Origin of the sequence: Chitinophaga oryzae (assembly GCF_012516375.2) — a bacterium.
Taxonomy (GTDB): domain Bacteria; phylum Bacteroidota; class Bacteroidia; order Chitinophagales; family Chitinophagaceae; genus Chitinophaga; species Chitinophaga oryzae.
This window is the reverse complement of the sequence record NZ_CP051204.2, coordinates 1,798,879-1,816,789: the sequence shown is the minus strand read 5'-3', so window position 1 is coordinate 1,816,789 and position 17,911 is coordinate 1,798,879. Positions and strand designations below refer to the sequence as shown.

The window sequence follows — 17,911 nt, the reverse complement described above, 5'->3', positions numbered from 1 at the left end:
TTATTTAAAGGCTACTACTGTTTGTTTGGAAGTGCCGAGGCCATCGATGCCCAGTTCCACCACGTCGCCCGGTTTCAGGTATACCTGCGGGTTCATACCGAGGCCTACGCCTGCCGGTGTGCCGGTGGAGATAACGTCGCCCGGGAGCAGCGTCATGAACTGGCTCAGGTAAGCCACTACGAACGGTACGTTGAAGATGAAATTGGAAGTGTTGCCGTCCTGCATTTTCCGGCCGTTAACGGTGAGCCATAAACGCAGGTTGTCCACGTCTTTGATTTCGTCTTTAGTCGCCAGCCAGGGGCCCATAGGCGCGAAAGTATCGCAGCTTTTGCCTTTTACCCACTGACCGTTTCTCTCCAGCTGGAAGGCGCGCTCGCTGTAATCATTGTGCAGGCAGTAGCCGGCGACATAGTCCAGCGCGTCTTTTTCTTCCACGTAAGAGGCTTTTTTACCGATTACCACGGCCAGCTCCACTTCCCAGTCTGTTTTTTCGCTGTTACGCGGAATCATCAGGTCATCGTTGGGGCCTACCAGCGCGGTAGTGCTTTTAAAGAACACGATGGGTTCTGTGGGAATCGGCGCGTTGGTTTCACGGGCGTGATCGGCATAGTTGAGACCGATGCACACGATCTTGGACGGCCGCTGAAACGGAGCGCCCAGCCGGGTGCCGGCAGGTACCTGCGGGCAGGAAGCGCCATGCTGTGCCCACCATTGGGACAGGCGTTCCAGGCCGTTGGAAGCCAGGAATTGTTCTCCAAAATCTTCTCCAAAAGCGCTGACGTCAAACATCCCTGCTTCTGTAACAATGCCCGGTTTCTCTTGTCCCGGTAAACCAAACCTGATCAGTTTCATTTCAGTATTTTTTATTGTTATCCTTTAGTCTTTCCTGATTTCTTTCAGCGTCTGCACCTGTAAGCGGCCGTTGTCCACTTTCAGGTCGATGAAAGGTTCTGCCTTACCGTCTTTTACCAGTGAGAAGTACACGTGGTCTGCTTCCGTTGTTTGCTGTATGGTAGGCTGATACCCTGCCGGAATGCCGATGTACATGCTTTTTTGTACACCGCCGAATTCCACATAGAGTTCTATGCTGTCGGGACTGTTGTCCGGTCTGATTTCCGCGATGAAGTCGGCGATGATCTGGCCGGACTGCATGTTTTTGCTGTACTTTTTGGTCAGCGCCGCGGATGCGGACACTTTGCCCAGGCCCATGGTGTTCTCCATATATTTCCAGATACGTTCCGGCGGAGATGTGGCCCACAGTACTTTCAGATCGTTGCCATCCTGGCTGGCGTGGTAGTAACGCACGGCGTGGTTGGGCTTCAGCACCCCGATGTAGGCGCTGTTAGGCTCATCCCACAACACTTTAAAGAGCTCTGCTTCCGGCGCATCTTTCAGCACCATCTGCTCGAATGTTTTTTCTTTTTTCAGATCTTTTATCTGAAACTTAATGGTGATCGTCTGGGTGTCTTTGTCCCTGCCTGTAATGGCTACGTCCACGGTGCCGGCGGGCGTGGCAGGCGTGAGCGCTGCAGCGGTGTCGGCGCCGTTGTTTTTGTTTCCGTTTCCCGAATTACAGGCGGTAGCGGCCATTGCTGCCAGTGCTACCAGCCATACACGAAAATGTTGCATAATCGTTATTAATGATTGATGAATGAATAGATTGAAAGATAACAACCTTCAGCAATATTCATCACATTCAATCTATTAATTATTTAACCTGATAAAACCGCCGTCGATCGGATAGTCGCATCCCGTGATGAAACCAGCCTCATCCGAGCAGAGGTAGAGGGCCAGGTGCCCCACTTCCACCGGCTTGGCCATACGGCCTATCGGTTGGGTTTTGCTCAGTTTATCGAACATTTCCGCTTCTTTGCCGGGATAGTTTTTGGCGATGAAGCCGTCCACGAACGGCGTATGTACCCTCGCCGGGGAAATGCAGTTGCAACGGATGTTGCTGCCCAGGTAGTCCTTGGCGGCAGACAGGGTCATGGTGAGCACCGCGCCTTTACTCATGGAGTAGGCGAACCTGTCCGGGATACCCACACTGGAAGCGATAGAAGCGATATTCAGCACTACCCCGCCACCCTGGGCTTTCATTTGCCGGATGACTGCATACATGCAGTTATAAGTACCTTTCACATTCACCTGGTATACCCGGTCGAAATCCTGTTCGGTGGTGTTTTCGAGATTGCCTACATGGGCAATACCGGCGCAATTCACCAGGATGTCCAGTTTACCGGCCTGCTGCACAATGCTGTCCATTACGTTGATCACGGCGGCCTGGTCGGCCACGTTACAGGCATGTACCTGCGCCTGCCCGCCTGCCGCTTTAATTTCTTCTGCCGTGCTCCGGCCTCCTTCTTCATTCAGCTCTATAATATGCACGCTGGCGCCCTGGGCGCCAAAGCATTTTGCGATCGCCTGTCCTATGCCGCTACCACCACCGGTGATAACCGCCACTTTGTGATCTAATCTGAACAGCTCCATATTAAAAAATTTAAGGGTTCTAAAATACCTATTTTACTATGCGATTTACAATTGTATTTTCACTGTATTTCATACTTTCTTGCCTAATTTTCGCAAAATTCAATAATTTCCGGAGCAAATGAACGACTTTTTACCATTTGAGACTATGAGAAAACTGATATTGACAGCCCTTTTGGGAGGCCTTTTGCAACAGGCAACCGCCCAGCAGCTTAAACCCAATCAGTACGGCCTGCTGGTGGTAAACACCCCGGAACAATACGCGCAACTGGTAAAAAAGGACTCCAACCAGCAGCTGGTAGACCTCGAGACCTTTATACCGCATATCCGCAAGGACGTGCGATACGCCACCACCAACAATTTCACCCATCAGCAGCTTTACCGGCATACGAAGATCTATCTGCGCCGGCCTGCCGCCGAGAAGCTGAAAGCGGTGCAGGCAGCCCTCAATGAAAAAGGATACACGCTGCTGATATACGACGCCTACCGCCCCTACCGGGTTACCGAAGCCATGTTCAAAATTGTGCCCAACGACCTGTACGCCGCCGACCCGCGTAAAGGCTCCGGGCATAATCGCGGCGTAGCGGTAGACCTGTCCATGGCTGATCTTAAAACGGGAAAGCCCGTGGCGATGCCAACGGACTTTGACGATTTTACCCAAAAGGCGCATGAAAATTATGTTCCCTCCGATCCAACAGTCACGGCTAACCGTAAACTGCTGCGCGACACGATGAAACAATACGGTTTCAAAGGGTCCAGCACGGAATGGTGGCATTTCTATCTCCCGGATTATAAAAAATACCCGCTGATGGATATTACATCCCCGGACTGAAGCCCGGGGCGGCGATTTGGGACTACCATGTAAGCAGTCCCGGATAAACCCATCGCTTGTTAAGGAATGATAACAGTGTCGATCTTACCTGTATAAGGTCCCCATTTATAATAATAGGTGCCGGGGCCCGGCGCTTTAACGGTGTATGGCCGTTCCAGTCTCTGAAGCGAGTCTGTACAATTACAGGACCTGAAAAGGCTTTTTACGTACACCACATGTATGCCGGAGGAATCAGATTCTTTAAATCCGGTAAACTCCTCACAACGGGAACCGTAGTAGCTCAGGTTAAAGCGGATGCTGTCTGAGCTGCCCTCTACGCGTGATGCTGTTACGGGAGGATAATTTTCCTGTTCGCAAGTGGTTTTGTGACAGGCAGCAGCAGCAAACAGGCATACAATGCCCAACAAGACATGGTTAAATTTCATACTGTGTAGTTTAAAATGACTCTAGTTGATTTGTGTGAACGCAGTCAACAAAAACCATGCTACACAAAAAAACGGAGCCGCGGTTATTCGCCGCAACTCCGTTTGTACGTTCTGTTGGCAATAGTTAGTATATCTTATTGAGCGCGTCTACATAGGCGTGCACAGAGGCATTCACGATATCGGTAGAGTAACCGAAGCCGTAGAAAGACTGGCCGTTGTGTTTTACGCGCATATTTACTTTGCTCACGTCTTCGCTGCCGCCGTGCATGGCCTGGATGCTGAATTCATCCAGTTCAATATCATCCTTGATGATAGCGTGGATAGCGTTGATGGTAGCGTTCACAGGGCCGTTGCCGGCAGCACTGGCTTCCCGGTCTTCCCCGTTGATGCGCAGTTTCACGGTTGCCATAGGGCGCAGCGGATCGCCGCACACCACCTGTAACAGCGTTACTTTGATAGCTTTATCGCCATAGTTTTTATCATCTCCGTCGCCCATCAGCTGCTGCAGGTCTGCGTCGCTGATTTCTTTTTTCTTGTCCGCCATTTCGAGGAAGCGTTGGTATACTTCGTCGAGGTTGATTTTATCCATTTTGTAGCCCAGCCGCTCAAGGTGATGTTTCAGCGCGTGGCGGCCGCTGCGGGCGGTGAGGATAATGGAATTGGAGTTGATACCTACGTCTTCCGGGTTGAGGATTTCGTAGTTTTCGCGGTGCTTCAGCACACCGTCCTGGTGGATGCCGGAGCTGTGCGCGAAAGCGTTGCGGCCTACGATGGCTTTGTTGGCCTGTACCGGCATACGCATCATTTTCTCTACCAGCGTGCTGATATCGTAGATGCCTTTAGAGTTGATATTGGTATGGTATCCCAGTCCGTGGTGTGTTTTCAGGATCATGGCCACTTCTTCGAGGGAAGTGTTACCGGCGCGTTCGCCGATACCGTTGATCGTACATTCCACCTGGCGGGCGCCGTTCATTACGCCGGCGATGGTGTTGGCAGTAGCCAGGCCCAGGTCGTTGTGGCAGTGAACGGAGATAATGGCTTTATCGATATTGGAGACGTGATCTACCAGGTATTTGATTTTAGCGCCGTACTGGTTGGGCAGGCAGTAGCCGTTGGTGTCCGGGATGTTCACGGTGGTGGCGCCTGCGGCGATCACCGCTTCGATCATCTGTGCGAGGAAAGCGTTGTCTGCGCGGCCGGCATCTTCCGCAAAGAACTCTACGTCGTCGGTGAATTTACGGGCATATTTCACGGCCGCTACCGCGCGTTCCACGATCTGTTCGCGGGTGCTGTTGAATTTATGTTTGATATGAATATCGGAAGAACCGATACCGGTATGGATACGCTTGCGTTTAGCGAAGCGCAGGGCTTCTGCGGCAGCATCGATATCAGTGGTATTGGCGCGGGTGAGTGCGCAGATAACAGGTTCAGTCACCGCCTTGGATATTTCCACCACGCTTTGGAAATCGCCGGGGCTGGAGATAGGGAAGCCGGCTTCAATGATATCCACTCCCAGCGCTTCCAGTTTTTTCGCTACAATAATTTTTTCGACAGTAGTCAACTGGCAACCAGGGACCTGTTCGCCGTCACGCAGGGTAGTATCAAAGACGTATACACGATTTTTATCCATGATAGTGTAATATTTTCAATGAAAAAATTAGTTCAGGTTTTCCAGTACTTTGGCGCCCATGGCGTCTGTGCCCATGATGAATTCATTCACGGTATGCTTATTGGCAATGTCCATTGTCCTGTAGCCCTGGCGGAGGGTAGCTTCTACTGCTTTGATCACGCGTTGTGATTCGGTTTTGAGGCCGAAGGAGATGTCGAGCATGAGTGCGGCGGACAGGATGGATGCCAGCGGATTGGCAATGCCTTTACCGGCAATGTCATGTGCAGAACCGTGGATAGGTTCGTAGAAGCCTGTTTTATCGCCAACGGACGCTGAAGCCAGCATACCCATGGAACCTGCGATCTGGGACGCTTCGTCGGTGAGGATGTCACCGAAGAGGTTACCTGTTACCACTACGTCAAAACGCTTCGGGTCTTTGATCAGCTGCATGGCAGCGTTGTCGATGAACATATGTTCTGTTTCCACATCGGGATATTCTTTGGCTACTTCCTGCATCACTTCTCTCCACAGCCGGCTGGCTTCCAGTACGTTAGCCTTGTCTACGGAGCAGAGTTTTTTGCGGCGGTTACGGGCAGCTTCGTAGGCTTTGCGGGCGATGCGTTCCACTTCATAACGATGATAGATCATCAGGTCGGAAGCGGTGTTGCGGTCTTCTGTTCTTTTCTTTTCGCCGAAATACACGTCGCCGGTGAGTTCGCGGAAGAAAAGGATATCGGAGCCACGGAGGATTTCCGGTTTGATGCTGGAAGCTTCCAGCAGTTCGTCGAACAGCTTGATGGGGCGTAGGTTAGCGTACAGGCCCAGTTCCTTGCGGATCTTCAGCAGGCCTTGTTCAGGTCTTACTTTCAGCGTTGGATCGTTGTCATATTTCGCGTGGCCGATGGCGCCAAACAGGATAGCGTCGCTGTTTTTAGCCTTCTGCAGCGTTTCTTCAGGCAGCGGGTCGCCGGTGGCTTCGATGGCCACATGGCCCATGATACCTTCTTCAAACGTGAATTTGTGGTGATAGTTGGCAGCGATGGCAGTCAGTACTTTCTGCCCCCAGGTGGTTACTTCCTGGCCTATGCCGTCGCCGGGTATTACCAATATTTTCTTCTCTACGCCCATACAGGATATTGCTTTTATGTTGTTGTTTTAGTGATTGTTTAGAAATTGAATTCCCTGGTGCCTTCGTATTTTTCGATGTCCCGGCGAAGGCTCAGGAGGTAGTCGATATCATCATAACCATTAAGCAGACAGGTTTTTTTATAAGCATTGATATCGAAATTTTCCTGTTCGCCGCTGGCTACGATGCGGATAAACTGGTTTTCGAGGTCTACCTCTATCTGTGCTTTGGGATCTGCTTCGATGGCCTGAAACACTTTATCGAGGAAGGTTTCGCTGACCTGTACCGGCAGGATGAAGTTGTTGAGCGCATTGTTTTTAAAGATGTCTGCGAAGAAGCTGCTCACCACTACTTTAAAGCCATAGTCGGCGAGGGCCCATGCGGCGTGTTCACGGGAGGAGCCGCAGCCGAAGTTTTTACCGGCCACCAGCACTTTACCGCTGTAGATGGGATTGTTGAGCACGAAATCAGCTTTAGGCTGGTTGTTGGCGTCGAAGCGCCAGTCGCGGAACAGGTTTTCGCCGAAACCGTCCCGGGTGGTGGCTTTCAGGAAGCGTGCCGGGATGATCTGGTCGGTATCGATATTTTCTATGGGTACAGGTACCGCAGATGAAACAAGATGTTGAAATATTTTACTCATGATAATGTCTGTTTAGATTTTTATGGCAGCTATGCGCAGTCTCACATAATCTGCATAGAGCTGTCCGTCGCGGGTGATCTGCGGGGCCAGCTCCTGCTGTACCTGTTGCAGGATAGCCTGTTGATCGTTTTCCGGAACGCCGGCAAAAAAATGTTTACCGAACATCTCCAGCCAGTCGATGATGCCGTTGTTCACGTCGGCCAGTTGCGTGGGACGGTCAAAAAAGTGTACCCTTTCCACGCGGAAGCCGGCATTTTCCAGCAGGGTGGCGTATTCGCCCGGAGAGGGAAAATACCAGAAAGGTTCATAGCGGTAGCCTTTGGCCTGCATCACTTTGTCGAGTGTCAGCAGGATGCTGTCCACGTTTCCTTTGCCGCCCATTTCGATGACGAGGCGGCCGCCTTTTTTCAGGTGCGTGAACATGCGGTTGATGGCCTTTTCTTTTTCCCGCACCCAGTGCAGGGTAGCGTTGGAGAAAATGGCGTCGAACTGCTGCGGCAGCATAAAATTAGTGGCGTCGCCCACTTCGAAGGTCACTTCCGGGAATGACTGCCGTGCGGTGGCGATCATTTCGGGAGAGGCATCGAGACCGGTGACCCGGGCGCCGGTGGCTGCCAGTTGAGCGGTGAGTTCCCCGGTACCGCAGCCCAGGTCGAGGATGGTTTCCCCTTCCTGCGGTTGCAACCAGTCACCGATCAGGCTGTTGCCATATTGAAACACGAAGGCGTGTTTTGTTTTATATAAGTCGGCATCCCACTTCATTTTGACATTTTGATATTTTGGTATTTAGAAATTTTCCCTGACGTCTGTTACCCGGCCGGTGAGGGCTGCGGCAGCTGCGGTGAGCGGGCTGGCGAGGAAGGTACGGGCGTTGGGGCCCTGGCGGCCTTCAAAGTTGCGGTTGGACGTAGAGATGCAGTACATGCCGGCAGGCACTTTGTCTTCGTTCATGCCGAGGCAGGCGGAGCATCCGGGTTCGCGGAGCTGGAAACCGGCTGCAGCGAATACTTTGTCGATACCTTCTTCTTTGGCCTGTGCTTCCACCTGTTTGGAGCCGGGCACGATCCATACCACCACATCGTCGGCTTTGCGTTTGCCTTTCACGTAGTCGGCCACCAGGCGGAGGTCTTCAATACGGGAGTTGGTACAGCTGCCGATGAACACATAGTCGATTTTTTTGCCGAGCAGCGCGCTGCCGGGCTGGAGGTCCATGTATTCCAGGGATTTTTTGAAAGAAGGTCTTTCTTTCTCTTCCACCTGGTCCAGTGCCGGGATATGCTGGGTAACGCCCATGCCCATACCGGGGTTGGTGCCGTAGGTGATCTGCGGTTCGATATCGGCGGCGTCGAAGGTGAGGACTTTATCGAACTGTGCGTCGTCATCGGAGAAGAGTGTTTTCCAGTAAGCGAGCGCTTTGTCCCAGTCGGCGCCCTGCGGGGCGAACTGGCGTCCTTTAATATAGTTGAATGTCGTTTCATCCGGAGCGATCAGGCCGCCGCGGGCGCCCATTTCGATGCTCATGTTGCAGATGGTCATACGGGCTTCCATGCTGAGGTTGCGGATAGCCTCGCCGGCATATTCCACGAAATAGCCGGTAGCGCCGGAAGCGGATATTTTAGAGATGATGTAGAGGATGATGTCTTTAGACAGCACGCCGCTTTTCAGGGCGCCGTTCACCTCTATTTTCATGCGTTTAGGCTTGTATTGCAGGATACACTGGGTGGCCAGTACCTGTTCCACTTCGGAGGTGCCGATACCGAAGGCTACCGCGCCGAAAGCGCCATGGGTGCTGGTATGGCTGTCGCCGCACACGATGGTCATGCCCGGCAGGGTGATGCCCAGTTCGGGACCGATCACATGTACGATGCCCTGGTAGGGATGGCCGAGGCCGTACAGTTCCACACCGAATTCTGCTGTGTTTTTGGTGAGCATCTCCACCTGGTGGCGGCTGAGGGCCTCTTTGATCGGCAGGTGCTGCTCCAGCGTAGGTACGTTGTGGTCGGCGGTAGCCCTGGTTTTCTGCGGGCGGAATACCGGGATGCCACGTTTACGAAGGCCGTCGAATGCCTGGGGACTCGTTACTTCATGGATAAAGTGCGTGTTGATATACACCGCGTCCGGATGTTCCGGCTTGCTCATCACGATATGGCTGTCCCAGATCTTATCAAATAACGTTTTTCCCATCCTTAATGCTTTCCTTTTAAATTGTTTATACCTTCAAATCTAATGGGCAATATTTAATTGCCATATCGCTAAATTTGCTATAATTACAACTTTTAAAACACATTGATATACATCAACTGTCTGTTTATCAATTATTTATAAGATTTTATTAACGATGCCCAACAGTCAAACTGACGCTTTATTCATATTAATAAAAACGCTAACAAAAGCTGAAAAGCGGAATTTTCAGCTGGCTTTTAATAAGAATAATACCAAAGACGACGTATTGTTCATCCAGCTTTTTAACACGCTGGACAAAATGAAGGACTACGACGAGGAGCAGATACTGAAGAAAGTGCCGGACCTGAAGAAGCAGCAGTTGTCCAACGTGAAGGCGCACCTGTACAAGCATCTGCTGTCGAGCCTGCGGCAGCTGTACAAGCAGAAAGACCCGCTGATAGACCTGCGGGAGCAGCTGGACCACGCCAGGGTATTATATAATAAGGGGCTGTACAACCAGAGCCTGAAAATACTGGCCAAAGCCAAGACCATGGCGCTGGAGCAGGAAGAAGTGATGCTGAGCTATGAAATTGTGGAGTTTGAGAAGCTGATTGAATCCAGGCATATCACCCGCAGCCTGGAAAACCGGGCTGAAGCGCTCAGCGCAGAGTCCCGGCAGATCGAACACCAGCTCACGCATATCAGTCGCCTGAGCACGCTATCCCTGCGGATGTACGGTCTCTACCTGAAGCTGGGCCATGCACGCAACGAGCGGGACGCCGACATGGTGAAATCGTTCTTCGAAGGCCAGCTACCGCAGCGCGACGCTTCCCAGATGAGCTTCTACGAGAAGATATACCTCTACCAGGCATCGTGCTGGTACTATTATATCCTGCAGGACTTCGTGATGTACTACCGGTATACCCAGAAATGGGTAGACCTGTTCAAACAGTACCCCACGCTGCAACAGACCGATATGGACCTGTACATCAAAGCGCAGCACAACCTGCTGACCGCCCACTTCTATACGTCCAATTTTGAGAAATTCAAATCGGCGCTGTGCGACCTGGAGACGTTCATCCGGGCCAACGAAGAGAGCTTTCATGAAAATACCCGCACCTCGGCGTTCGTATACCTGTACACCGCCAAGATCAACCGTTATTTCCTGGAAGGTACTTTCAGCCAGGGCCTGGCCATGGTACCGGAGCTGGAATCAGAGATCAGCAATCATACGCTGAAGATAGACCAGCACCGGGTGCTGGTGTTTTACTACAAGATCGCCTGCCTGTACTTCGGCAGCGGCGATAACAGCAAAGCGATATTTTATCTCAACAAAATCATCAACCTGAAGATCGGCAACCTGCGCGCCGACATTCAGTGTTTTGCCCGCATACTGCATCTCATTGCGCACTACGAGCTGGAAAACTACAGCCTGGTGGAATACCTGATCAAATCCGTTTATCACTTCATCTCCAAACACAAAGACCTCGGGCTGGTGATGGAAGCGATCATGAAGTTCCTGCGCCGCTATATCTATGCTAACCCCAAAGAGCTGCGCAGCGCCTTTGTGGACCTGAAAGACAGACTGGAGCAGATCTCCGAAGATCCGTACGAACGCCGGTCGTTCCTCTACCTGGACATCATCTCCTGGCTGGAAAGCAAGATCGAGAACATCCCGGTGCAGGAAGTCATTCACCGGAAGTTCATCAATAAAGAAAGAAGAATTTAATCATCTAAAGTATCACCATGTCTGTCGAAAAAAAGTACCATTTCATTGCCTTCTGTGGCAGTCTGAGAAAAGGGTCCTACAACGAAATGGCGCTGAAAGCCATGCAACTGCTGGCGCCGTCACACATTACCATTGAGCAGGTCTTTTATGACCACGTACCGATGTATAACGCCGACGTACATACGGAGCTGCTGGAACAGGTAGTGCCGCTTGTACAGAAAATTGCAGCCTCCGACGGGGTTATTTTTGTTTCACCGGAATACAACTACTCTGTCCCCGGTGGCCTGAAGAACGTGATAGACGTGCTTTCCCGGCACCCCGACAAACCTTTCAATGAAAAGGCAGTAGCAATCCTGGGCGCCAGCCAGGGTAACGTAGGCACCGCACGCATGCAGTACCATCTGCGGCAGGTGATGGTGTTCCTCAACGCCCACGTAGTGAACAAACCTGAAATCATGATTGCCAACGCACAGCACAAATTCGACGAAACCGGCAACCTGACGGATGAATTCATCCGCAAGCAACTGCCGCTGATGCTCGAATCACTGGCAGCACTGAGCGATCGTTTTCCGCCTGCCGGGAAATAAATTACCGCACCGCGAATCACGCGCATTATTCCCAGGGTTCACGCCCCGGGCTACGATGTTGTTCAGGTCTTCATGCAGCATAGTGCTTTCGCTCTTGGGATAAGCCCGTCTGGCGATAGGGAAATAAGGCCCGCTCATCGAACCTGAACGGTTAAACGAAAAAACATTTTAGATTTTTGATTCTTTTCAAATGAATGAGGCTAACCAAATTGGTTAGCCTCATTCATTTGAACTGTTGTTACATGAATACAAACGCGCACTATTAAGCTTTGCGGTGGTTATATTCCATCAGCCTGCTATGCCGGCTATTTCAGCACCGGTTATGTAAGCGCTATATCGGCGGCATCCTATCCGTTTACTATATTGGCTATTTCACCACGCTACACCCAACCCATTATTATCATGACACCGCCGTAAAAGTGTCTGAACAACACCGTAGCCCCGGGCGTGAGCCCGGGGAATGAAATATAACGGACACACGGCATCGGAATTACGGACAATATGAAAATGTTACGGCTCGATGTAAGGTTCGTATTTACGATATTTTGCAAAGAAGACAATCGCAGAAAGCGCCTGCAGCAGCAGTATCGCCAGCCATTCATAATGCCCCAGCACCATAAACAGCACGACGAAGCATGTCAGCAGTACATAACGCACGTGCAGTTCGTTATTCATCTTCGGAAAATATAGGAGCGAGCGGAAGAACATCAACAGCGACAGCGCAATACCAAATACCATGAGCAGGGACAGCGGGGATGTTTTCGTATAGGCGTTCACAGTGATCATCACCATTTCCGGTATCCACATCATCAGGTAGATGGCCGCTATGCGCATATAGTGGCGGAAAGTGCTGATGGGCAGGTTTTCCATGAAGTTGAGCCAGGTATCGTCGAACGCGCGGTGATGGGTGAGCAATTGCAGATGCAGCAGTACGCTGACCATTACGCCCAGCTGGAGGCCGCGCAGGTCGAAGTAGCCGCCTTCCTGCATAAGAAAGAAGGTGAGCCACAGCACCACGGCGGAGATGATTTTGGCCGAGAGGATGCGGCGGGGAAACTGGGTGAACAGCTCATACAGGAAGTAGAGCACCGGCGGTTTTGTAAAGTGGCGGTTGAGCCACCGTTGCAGGTAGCCGGTAAAAAAGAAAGTGTCCGGCTGGAATAGTTTCCTGTCGTACAGCGCTACCGGCCATACGGCCATCGCGATGTTGAAAAGCAGGATGCTGACGGAGGCGCCGTAGTACTGATGCCGGAAGCCCACCACCATGGCCGTGCCGGCATACAGCCATACCGGCAGGTAGATGGCGTTATGGACCAGCAGCCATGCGCGGAGCCGCTTGTTTTTATCCATGCTGCCCATGGTAGGGTACAGGAATTCGTAGCCCTGGCTTTGCAGCACTTTCATGACGAAGCCTGTGCATTTGAGTGCATAGAGCGTCCACAGCGCGAAGACGAGCAGCAGGAAAACGATGTTTCCGAGGAAGCCCAGCATGAGTCCCCGGTGATACGGGAGCAGGCTGCCGCTGTCCACCACGCCGAACATCAGGTAGAACAGCACGAGGAAGAAGCCCGTGTTCCGGATATAAAATTGGGCGGTGAATATCTTTTGCAGGATGGCCGTAACTGAACGCATATCAATTGAGCGTAATATTTTTCTCCGCTACCCGCAGGGTGCCGGTGAGGGTGACCTCGTCGGGATCGAGCGGCTGGTGGGAGGTAATGACGAAAGTGGTGCCGTTGGCGTGCCAGGTGCGGACGAGGTCGTACATGATCGCCAGGGTGCGGGTGTCGATGGTGATAAGGGGCTCGTCGAGCAGGATGACTACCGGGTTGCCGGTAAACGCGAGGAGGAGCGACAGTTTTTTGAGCATGCCGCTGGAGTAGGTGCTGACCGGGTTATTCACAAAGGCATGCACGCCCATTCTTTCTGCTGTTTCGCCGATCAGGCGGCGGTCGCCCCCTTTGGTGCCGAGGTATAGCTCCAGCAGGTCGCGGCCTGTGAGGAAAGCGGGGTAGAACGGTTCCGCTTCCGCGTAGTTGATGAGGCGGCGGAAAGCGACGGGGTGTTCTTTGCTGCTGACATCGCCGCGAAGCCGGATTTCCCCTTTGAAGGGTATGAGGCCGGCCATCACTTTCATACAGGTGGTCTTACCCGCGCCGTTTTCGCCCTGCAGCCAGTAGATGCCGGCAGACAGTTCGAGGCGGGGAATATCCAGTACAGGCACGTTCTGGTAATTCTTTTTAACAGCGTGAAGGGCAATTACCGGTTCTGACATATGCGTAGTTGATCAGCCGTAAATATGAAAAATTAATCCTTATAATAATATATTCCGGTAGTCAATTTAACAAAAATTTGCCAGCGGCTTTTTTTCTACTGATGTTCATTGCTTTAGCCGATTCATAAGATTTTTGTGTATATATCGAACGGGCGGCCAGGGGAAGTTTCAGCGGATTTTCGCCCGTTTCCCATCCAAAATGTCACGCTTATTTCATGAAGAAAAAATGTTATACCCAGCGTTATCCACATAGGCGTGAAACATGCGCCGGCACTACATTCCAACAATGTTCACATTGTTTTTCCACACCTGTTGAAAACTAAAACAGCCCTCGCTAATGTCGTTCCTTACATTTGTAATCCCGGACGTAATGTGTTTTAGGATATTGATGCTGGAAGCAGGTGGGTAGTAAATGTGAGATATGCGAATTTTTCAGTATACCAACCCCAAATAGGAAAAACCGAAAAACCGCGACCCGAATAAAAAAATATTATTATGAGTAACGAGAATGAAATTCTTTTAAAAGAGAACAAGGACCGTTTTGTCTTATTGCCGATCAAATATCCGAAGATTTGGGAGCACTATAAGAAGCACGAAGCGAGTTTTTGGACGGCCGAAGAGATAGACCTGAGCGCAGACATGAAAGACTGGGCCAGCATGAATGACGGTGAGCGCCACTTTATATCCCATGTACTTGCATTTTTCGCAGCCAGCGACGGTATCGTGAACGAGAACCTGGCAGTGAACTTCATGAGCGAAGTACAGATCCCGGAAGCCCGTTGTTTCTACGGTTTCCAGATCATGATGGAAAATATCCACTCCGAGACATATGCTTTGCTGATTGATACCTATATCAAGGACCCGGCAGAGAAAGACCGTCTGTTCCACGCGATCGACACCGTACCTGCGGTGAAGAAAAAAGCGGAATGGGCGCTCCGCTGGATCGAGAACGGCACTTTCGCAGAGCGCCTGGTGGCCTTTGCGGCGGTAGAAGGCATCTTCTTCAGCGGCAGCTTCTGCTCTATCTTCTGGCTGAAGAAAAGAGGACTGATGCCAGGCCTGACCTTCTCCAACGAGCTGATCAGCCGTGATGAAGGCCTGCACTGCGAGTTCGCCTGCCTGTTGTACAGCATGCTGGAAAACAAACTGAGCGAAGAGCAGGTACACACCATCATCCGTGATGCGGTGAGCTATGAAAAAGAATTCATCACTGAAGCCTTACCAGTGGCCCTTATCGGCATGAACTCAGACCTGATGTCCCAGTACATCGAGTTTGTGGCCGACAGATGGTTGTCTGAGCTGGGCTACAGCAAGATATACAACGCGTCCAATCCTTTTGACTTCATGGAAATGATTTCATTGCAGGGCAAGACCAATTTCTTTGAGAAACGTGTGGGTGACTATCAGAAGTCAGGCGTAATGGGCGGCAGCAAAGAAGCGCAGACCTTCAGCCTGGAAGAAGACTTTTAATCATTTTGGGATTTTTTGATTTACGGATTTTTTGATTTTAGGGAGATTTCTAAATATCGAACTAACAAAATTTCAAAATCAAAAAATCTCAAAATTCCAAAATCATTTATCTAACCTCTTAAATTCACAAACCCATGTTCGTAATCAAGAGAGATGGACGAAAAGAAGCGGTGAAATTCGACAAGATCACCGCCCGTATCGAAAAACTGTGCTACGGTTTTAATACGGAATATGTAGACGCAATAGACGTGGCCAAGAAAGTGATCCAGGGTTTATACGACGGTGTGACCACTTCCGAGCTGGACAACCTCGCGGCTGAAACGGCGGCGTCCCTCACCACCAAACACCCTGACTACGCCCTGCTGGCTTCCCGCATAGCTGTAAGCAACCTGCATAAGAATACAGAAAAATCGTTCTCCAAAACGATGTGCAAACTGTACAACTACATTGACCCTAAAACCGGCAAGAACGCAGCCCTGCTGTCTGACGAGGTTTGGGAGATCATTGAGAAAAATGCAGACATCCTGGACTCCAACATTATTTATGACCGCGACTTCGCCTTCGACTACTTCGGTTTCAAAACCCTGGAGCGCTCTTACCTGCTGAAAACAGACGGTAAAGTGGTAGAACGTCCGCAGCACATGTTCATGCGAGTGTCTGTAGGTATCCACAAAGAAGATATCGAGTCCGCGATCAAAACATACAACCTGATGAGCGAGCGCTGGTTCACACACGCCACGCCTACCCTCTTCAACGCCGGCACACCGAAACCGCAGATGTCTTCCTGCTTCCTGCTCACCATGCAGGACGACAGCATCGAAGGTATCTACGACACCCTGAAGCAGACTGCCAAGATCTCCCAGAGCGCCGGCGGTATCGGTCTCAGCATTCACAACATCCGGGCTACCGGTTCCTATATCAGCGGCACCAACGGTACCTCCAACGGTATCATCCCGATGCTGCGTGTATTCAACGACACCGCCCGTTATGTGGACCAGGGCGGCGGCAAACGCAAAGGCGCTTTCGCCATCTACCTGGAGCCATGGCATGCCGATATCTTCGAATTCCTGGACCTGCGTAAAAACCACGGTAAAGAAGAAATGCGCGCCCGCGACCTCTTCTACGCCCTCTGGATGCCTGACCTGTTCATGAAACGCGTGGAATCCAACGGCACCTGGTCCCTCTTCTGTCCGCATGAAGCACCCGGACTGCACGAATGCTGGGGCGAAGAATTTGAAGCCCTGTATGAAAAATACGAAAAGGAAAACCGCGCCCGCAGAACCGTGAAAGCACAGGACCTGTGGTTCGCCATCCTGGACGCCCAGATTGAAACCGGCACCCCGTACCTGCTGTATAAAGACTCCGCCAACCGCAAGTCCAACCAGCAGAACCTGGGCACCATCAAGAGCTCCAACCTCTGCACCGAGATCATCGAATATACCGACGCCAACGAAGTGGCCGTATGTAACCTCGCCTCCCTGGCGCTGCCCCGCTTCGTGAACGAAGGACAGTTTGACCATCAGAAACTGTTTGAAGTAACCTACCAGGCTACTTTGAACCTGAACAAAATCATCGACTACAACTACTACCCGGTAGAAGAGGCAGAACGCAGCAACCTGCGCCACCGCCCGATCGGCCTGGGCGTACAAGGCCTCGCCGATGCGTTCATCCTGATGCGTTATCCTTTCGAAAGCGAAGAAGCACGTAAACTGAACAGCGAAATATTTGAAACCATCTACTTCGCCGGTCTTACCGCTTCCAACGACCTCGCCAAAAAAGACGGCCACTACGAAACCTTCCCGGGCTCTCCCGCCTCCAAAGGCATCCTGCAGTTCGATATGTGGGACGTAACACCGTCTTCCCGCTGGGATTGGGATTCGCTGAAGAAATCCATCATCAAAGATGGTATCCGAAACTCCCTCCTGCTGGCGCCGATGCCGACAGCCTCCACTTCCCAGATCCTGGGCAACAACGAGTGCTTCGAGCCGTACACCTCCAACATCTACACCCGCCGCGTACTGAGCGGTGAGTTTGTGGTGGTGAACAAACACCTGCTGAAAGACCTCGTGGAACTGGGCCTGTGGGATAATGACATGAAAACAAAAATCATTTCCGCCAACGGTTCTATCCAGAATATCGCAGAGATCCCGGCTAACATCAAGGAACTGTACAAAACAGTATGGGAAATCAAACAACGCAGCCTGATTGACATGGCGGCCGACCGCGGCGCGTTCATCTGCCAGTCACAGTCCCTGAACCTGTTCGTGGACACACCTACCGCCGCGAAGCTGACCTCCATGCACTTCTACGCATGGAAAAAAGGCCTCAAAACCGGTATGTACTACCTGCGTACACAGGCAGCTACACAGGCGGTACAGTTCACCGTTGAAAAACAAGGCGGCCAGCAGATCCAACCCGTTATCGCCAAAGGCGGTGACGTATCCATCGACGACATCCCTGAGGGAGCTGTCTGCACCATGGAAGAAGGTTGTGTTACCTGCAGCGCCTAAGATTTGCAAAGGGTTTATAAGTATAATTATCACCTCCCCGGTCTCAACGGCCGGGGATTTT

The 17,911-nt window shown here is 51.5% G+C and carries 16 protein-coding genes; 5 read left to right on the top strand and 11 right to left on the bottom strand.

Translation table 11 applies throughout. The annotated features are described in order from the left end of the window. The 3 genes from HF324_RS07555 to HF324_RS07545 all read right to left on the bottom strand — a co-directional run bounded on the left by HF324_RS07555 (position 1) and on the right by HF324_RS07545 (position 2,487). Positions 1–852, bottom strand: a complete 852-nt coding sequence (locus HF324_RS07555) for a fumarylacetoacetate hydrolase family protein (RefSeq protein ID WP_168811021.1) — start codon at positions 850–852, stop codon at positions 1–3. A gap of 24 nt (positions 853–876) precedes the next feature. Continuing rightward, on the bottom strand, positions 877–1,629 hold the full coding sequence (locus HF324_RS07550; protein ID WP_168811019.1) for a hypothetical protein: 753 nt from the start codon (positions 1,627–1,629) through the stop codon (positions 877–879). A gap of 75 nt (positions 1,630–1,704) precedes the next feature. Next, entirely contained in the window at positions 1,705–2,487 is a 783-nt protein-coding gene (locus tag HF324_RS07545; RefSeq protein WP_220100698.1) for an SDR family NAD(P)-dependent oxidoreductase, read from the bottom strand. 145 nt (positions 2,488–2,632) lie between these two features. On the opposite strand from HF324_RS07545, the gene HF324_RS07540 reads away from it, so the two are divergent. Further along, the gene (locus tag HF324_RS07540) at positions 2,633–3,316 is read left to right on the top strand and encodes a M15 family metallopeptidase (protein ID WP_168862220.1); all 684 of its coding nucleotides are present in this window, start codon (positions 2,633–2,635) and stop codon (positions 3,314–3,316) included. Between the two features lie 59 nt (positions 3,317–3,375). Here the strand turns inward: HF324_RS07540 and HF324_RS07535 are convergent, their stop codons facing one another. From HF324_RS07535 to leuC, 6 genes are all read right to left on the bottom strand, one after another. After that, positions 3,376–3,741 carry a hypothetical protein gene (locus tag HF324_RS07535; RefSeq protein WP_168811014.1) on the bottom strand — a complete coding sequence of 122 codons (366 nt, stop codon included), beginning with the start codon at positions 3,739–3,741 and terminating at the stop codon, positions 3,376–3,378. Between the two features lie 124 nt (positions 3,742–3,865). After that, on the bottom strand, positions 3,866–5,371 hold the full coding sequence (locus tag HF324_RS07530) for a 2-isopropylmalate synthase (RefSeq protein WP_168862219.1): 1,506 nt from the start codon (positions 5,369–5,371) through the stop codon (positions 3,866–3,868). A 27-nt stretch (positions 5,372–5,398) separates the two neighbouring features. Beyond that, positions 5,399–6,478: a 3-isopropylmalate dehydrogenase gene (gene leuB / locus HF324_RS07525; protein ID WP_168811011.1), complete on the bottom strand. Its 1,080-nt coding sequence runs from the start codon at positions 6,476–6,478 to the stop codon at positions 5,399–5,401. A gap of 38 nt (positions 6,479–6,516) precedes the next feature. Beyond that, positions 6,517–7,116, bottom strand: a complete 600-nt coding sequence (gene leuD / locus HF324_RS07520; RefSeq protein ID WP_168811009.1) for a 3-isopropylmalate dehydratase small subunit — start codon at positions 7,114–7,116, stop codon at positions 6,517–6,519. 12 nt (positions 7,117–7,128) lie between these two features. Then, entirely contained in the window at positions 7,129–7,878 is a 750-nt protein-coding gene (locus HF324_RS07515; protein ID WP_168811007.1) for a methyltransferase domain-containing protein, read from the bottom strand. A gap of 24 nt (positions 7,879–7,902) precedes the next feature. Then, complete coding sequence (gene leuC, locus HF324_RS07510) at positions 7,903–9,300, bottom strand: 3-isopropylmalate dehydratase large subunit (RefSeq protein WP_168811005.1); 1,398 nt, start codon at positions 9,298–9,300, stop codon at positions 7,903–7,905. A gap of 265 nt (positions 9,301–9,565) precedes the next feature. Between leuC and HF324_RS07505 the strand changes: the two genes are divergently transcribed. Together HF324_RS07505 and HF324_RS07500 are read left to right on the top strand one after the other, a co-directional pair. Further along, positions 9,566–11,008, top strand: a complete 1,443-nt coding sequence (locus HF324_RS07505) for a hypothetical protein (RefSeq protein ID WP_246269456.1) — start codon at positions 9,566–9,568, stop codon at positions 11,006–11,008. A 17-nt stretch (positions 11,009–11,025) separates the two neighbouring features. Continuing rightward, entirely contained in the window at positions 11,026–11,595 is a 570-nt protein-coding gene (locus HF324_RS07500) for an NADPH-dependent FMN reductase (RefSeq protein WP_168811001.1), read from the top strand. Positions 11,596–12,105: 510 nt separating this feature from the next. On the opposite strand, the gene HF324_RS07495 is transcribed toward HF324_RS07500, so the two are convergent. Next, the gene (locus HF324_RS07495) at positions 12,106–13,227 is read right to left on the bottom strand and encodes a hypothetical protein (RefSeq protein WP_168810999.1); all 1,122 of its coding nucleotides are present in this window, start codon (positions 13,225–13,227) and stop codon (positions 12,106–12,108) included. A gap of 1 nt (position 13,228) precedes the next feature. Then, the gene (locus HF324_RS07490) at positions 13,229–13,870 is read right to left on the bottom strand and encodes an ABC transporter ATP-binding protein (RefSeq protein ID WP_168810997.1); all 642 of its coding nucleotides are present in this window, start codon (positions 13,868–13,870) and stop codon (positions 13,229–13,231) included. A 495-nt stretch (positions 13,871–14,365) separates the two neighbouring features. Between HF324_RS07490 and HF324_RS07485 the strand changes: the two genes are divergently transcribed. Both HF324_RS07485 and HF324_RS07480 read left to right on the top strand, forming a co-directional pair. Beyond that, the gene (locus tag HF324_RS07485; protein ID WP_078671978.1) at positions 14,366–15,340 is read left to right on the top strand and encodes a ribonucleoside-diphosphate reductase small subunit; all 975 of its coding nucleotides are present in this window, start codon (positions 14,366–14,368) and stop codon (positions 15,338–15,340) included. A 134-nt stretch (positions 15,341–15,474) separates the two neighbouring features. Beyond that, positions 15,475–17,850 (top strand): ribonucleoside-diphosphate reductase subunit alpha, encoded by a 2,376-nt coding sequence (locus HF324_RS07480; protein WP_168810995.1) that lies wholly within the window; start codon positions 15,475–15,477, stop codon positions 17,848–17,850. The last annotated feature ends 61 nt before the right edge of the window (positions 17,851–17,911 follow it).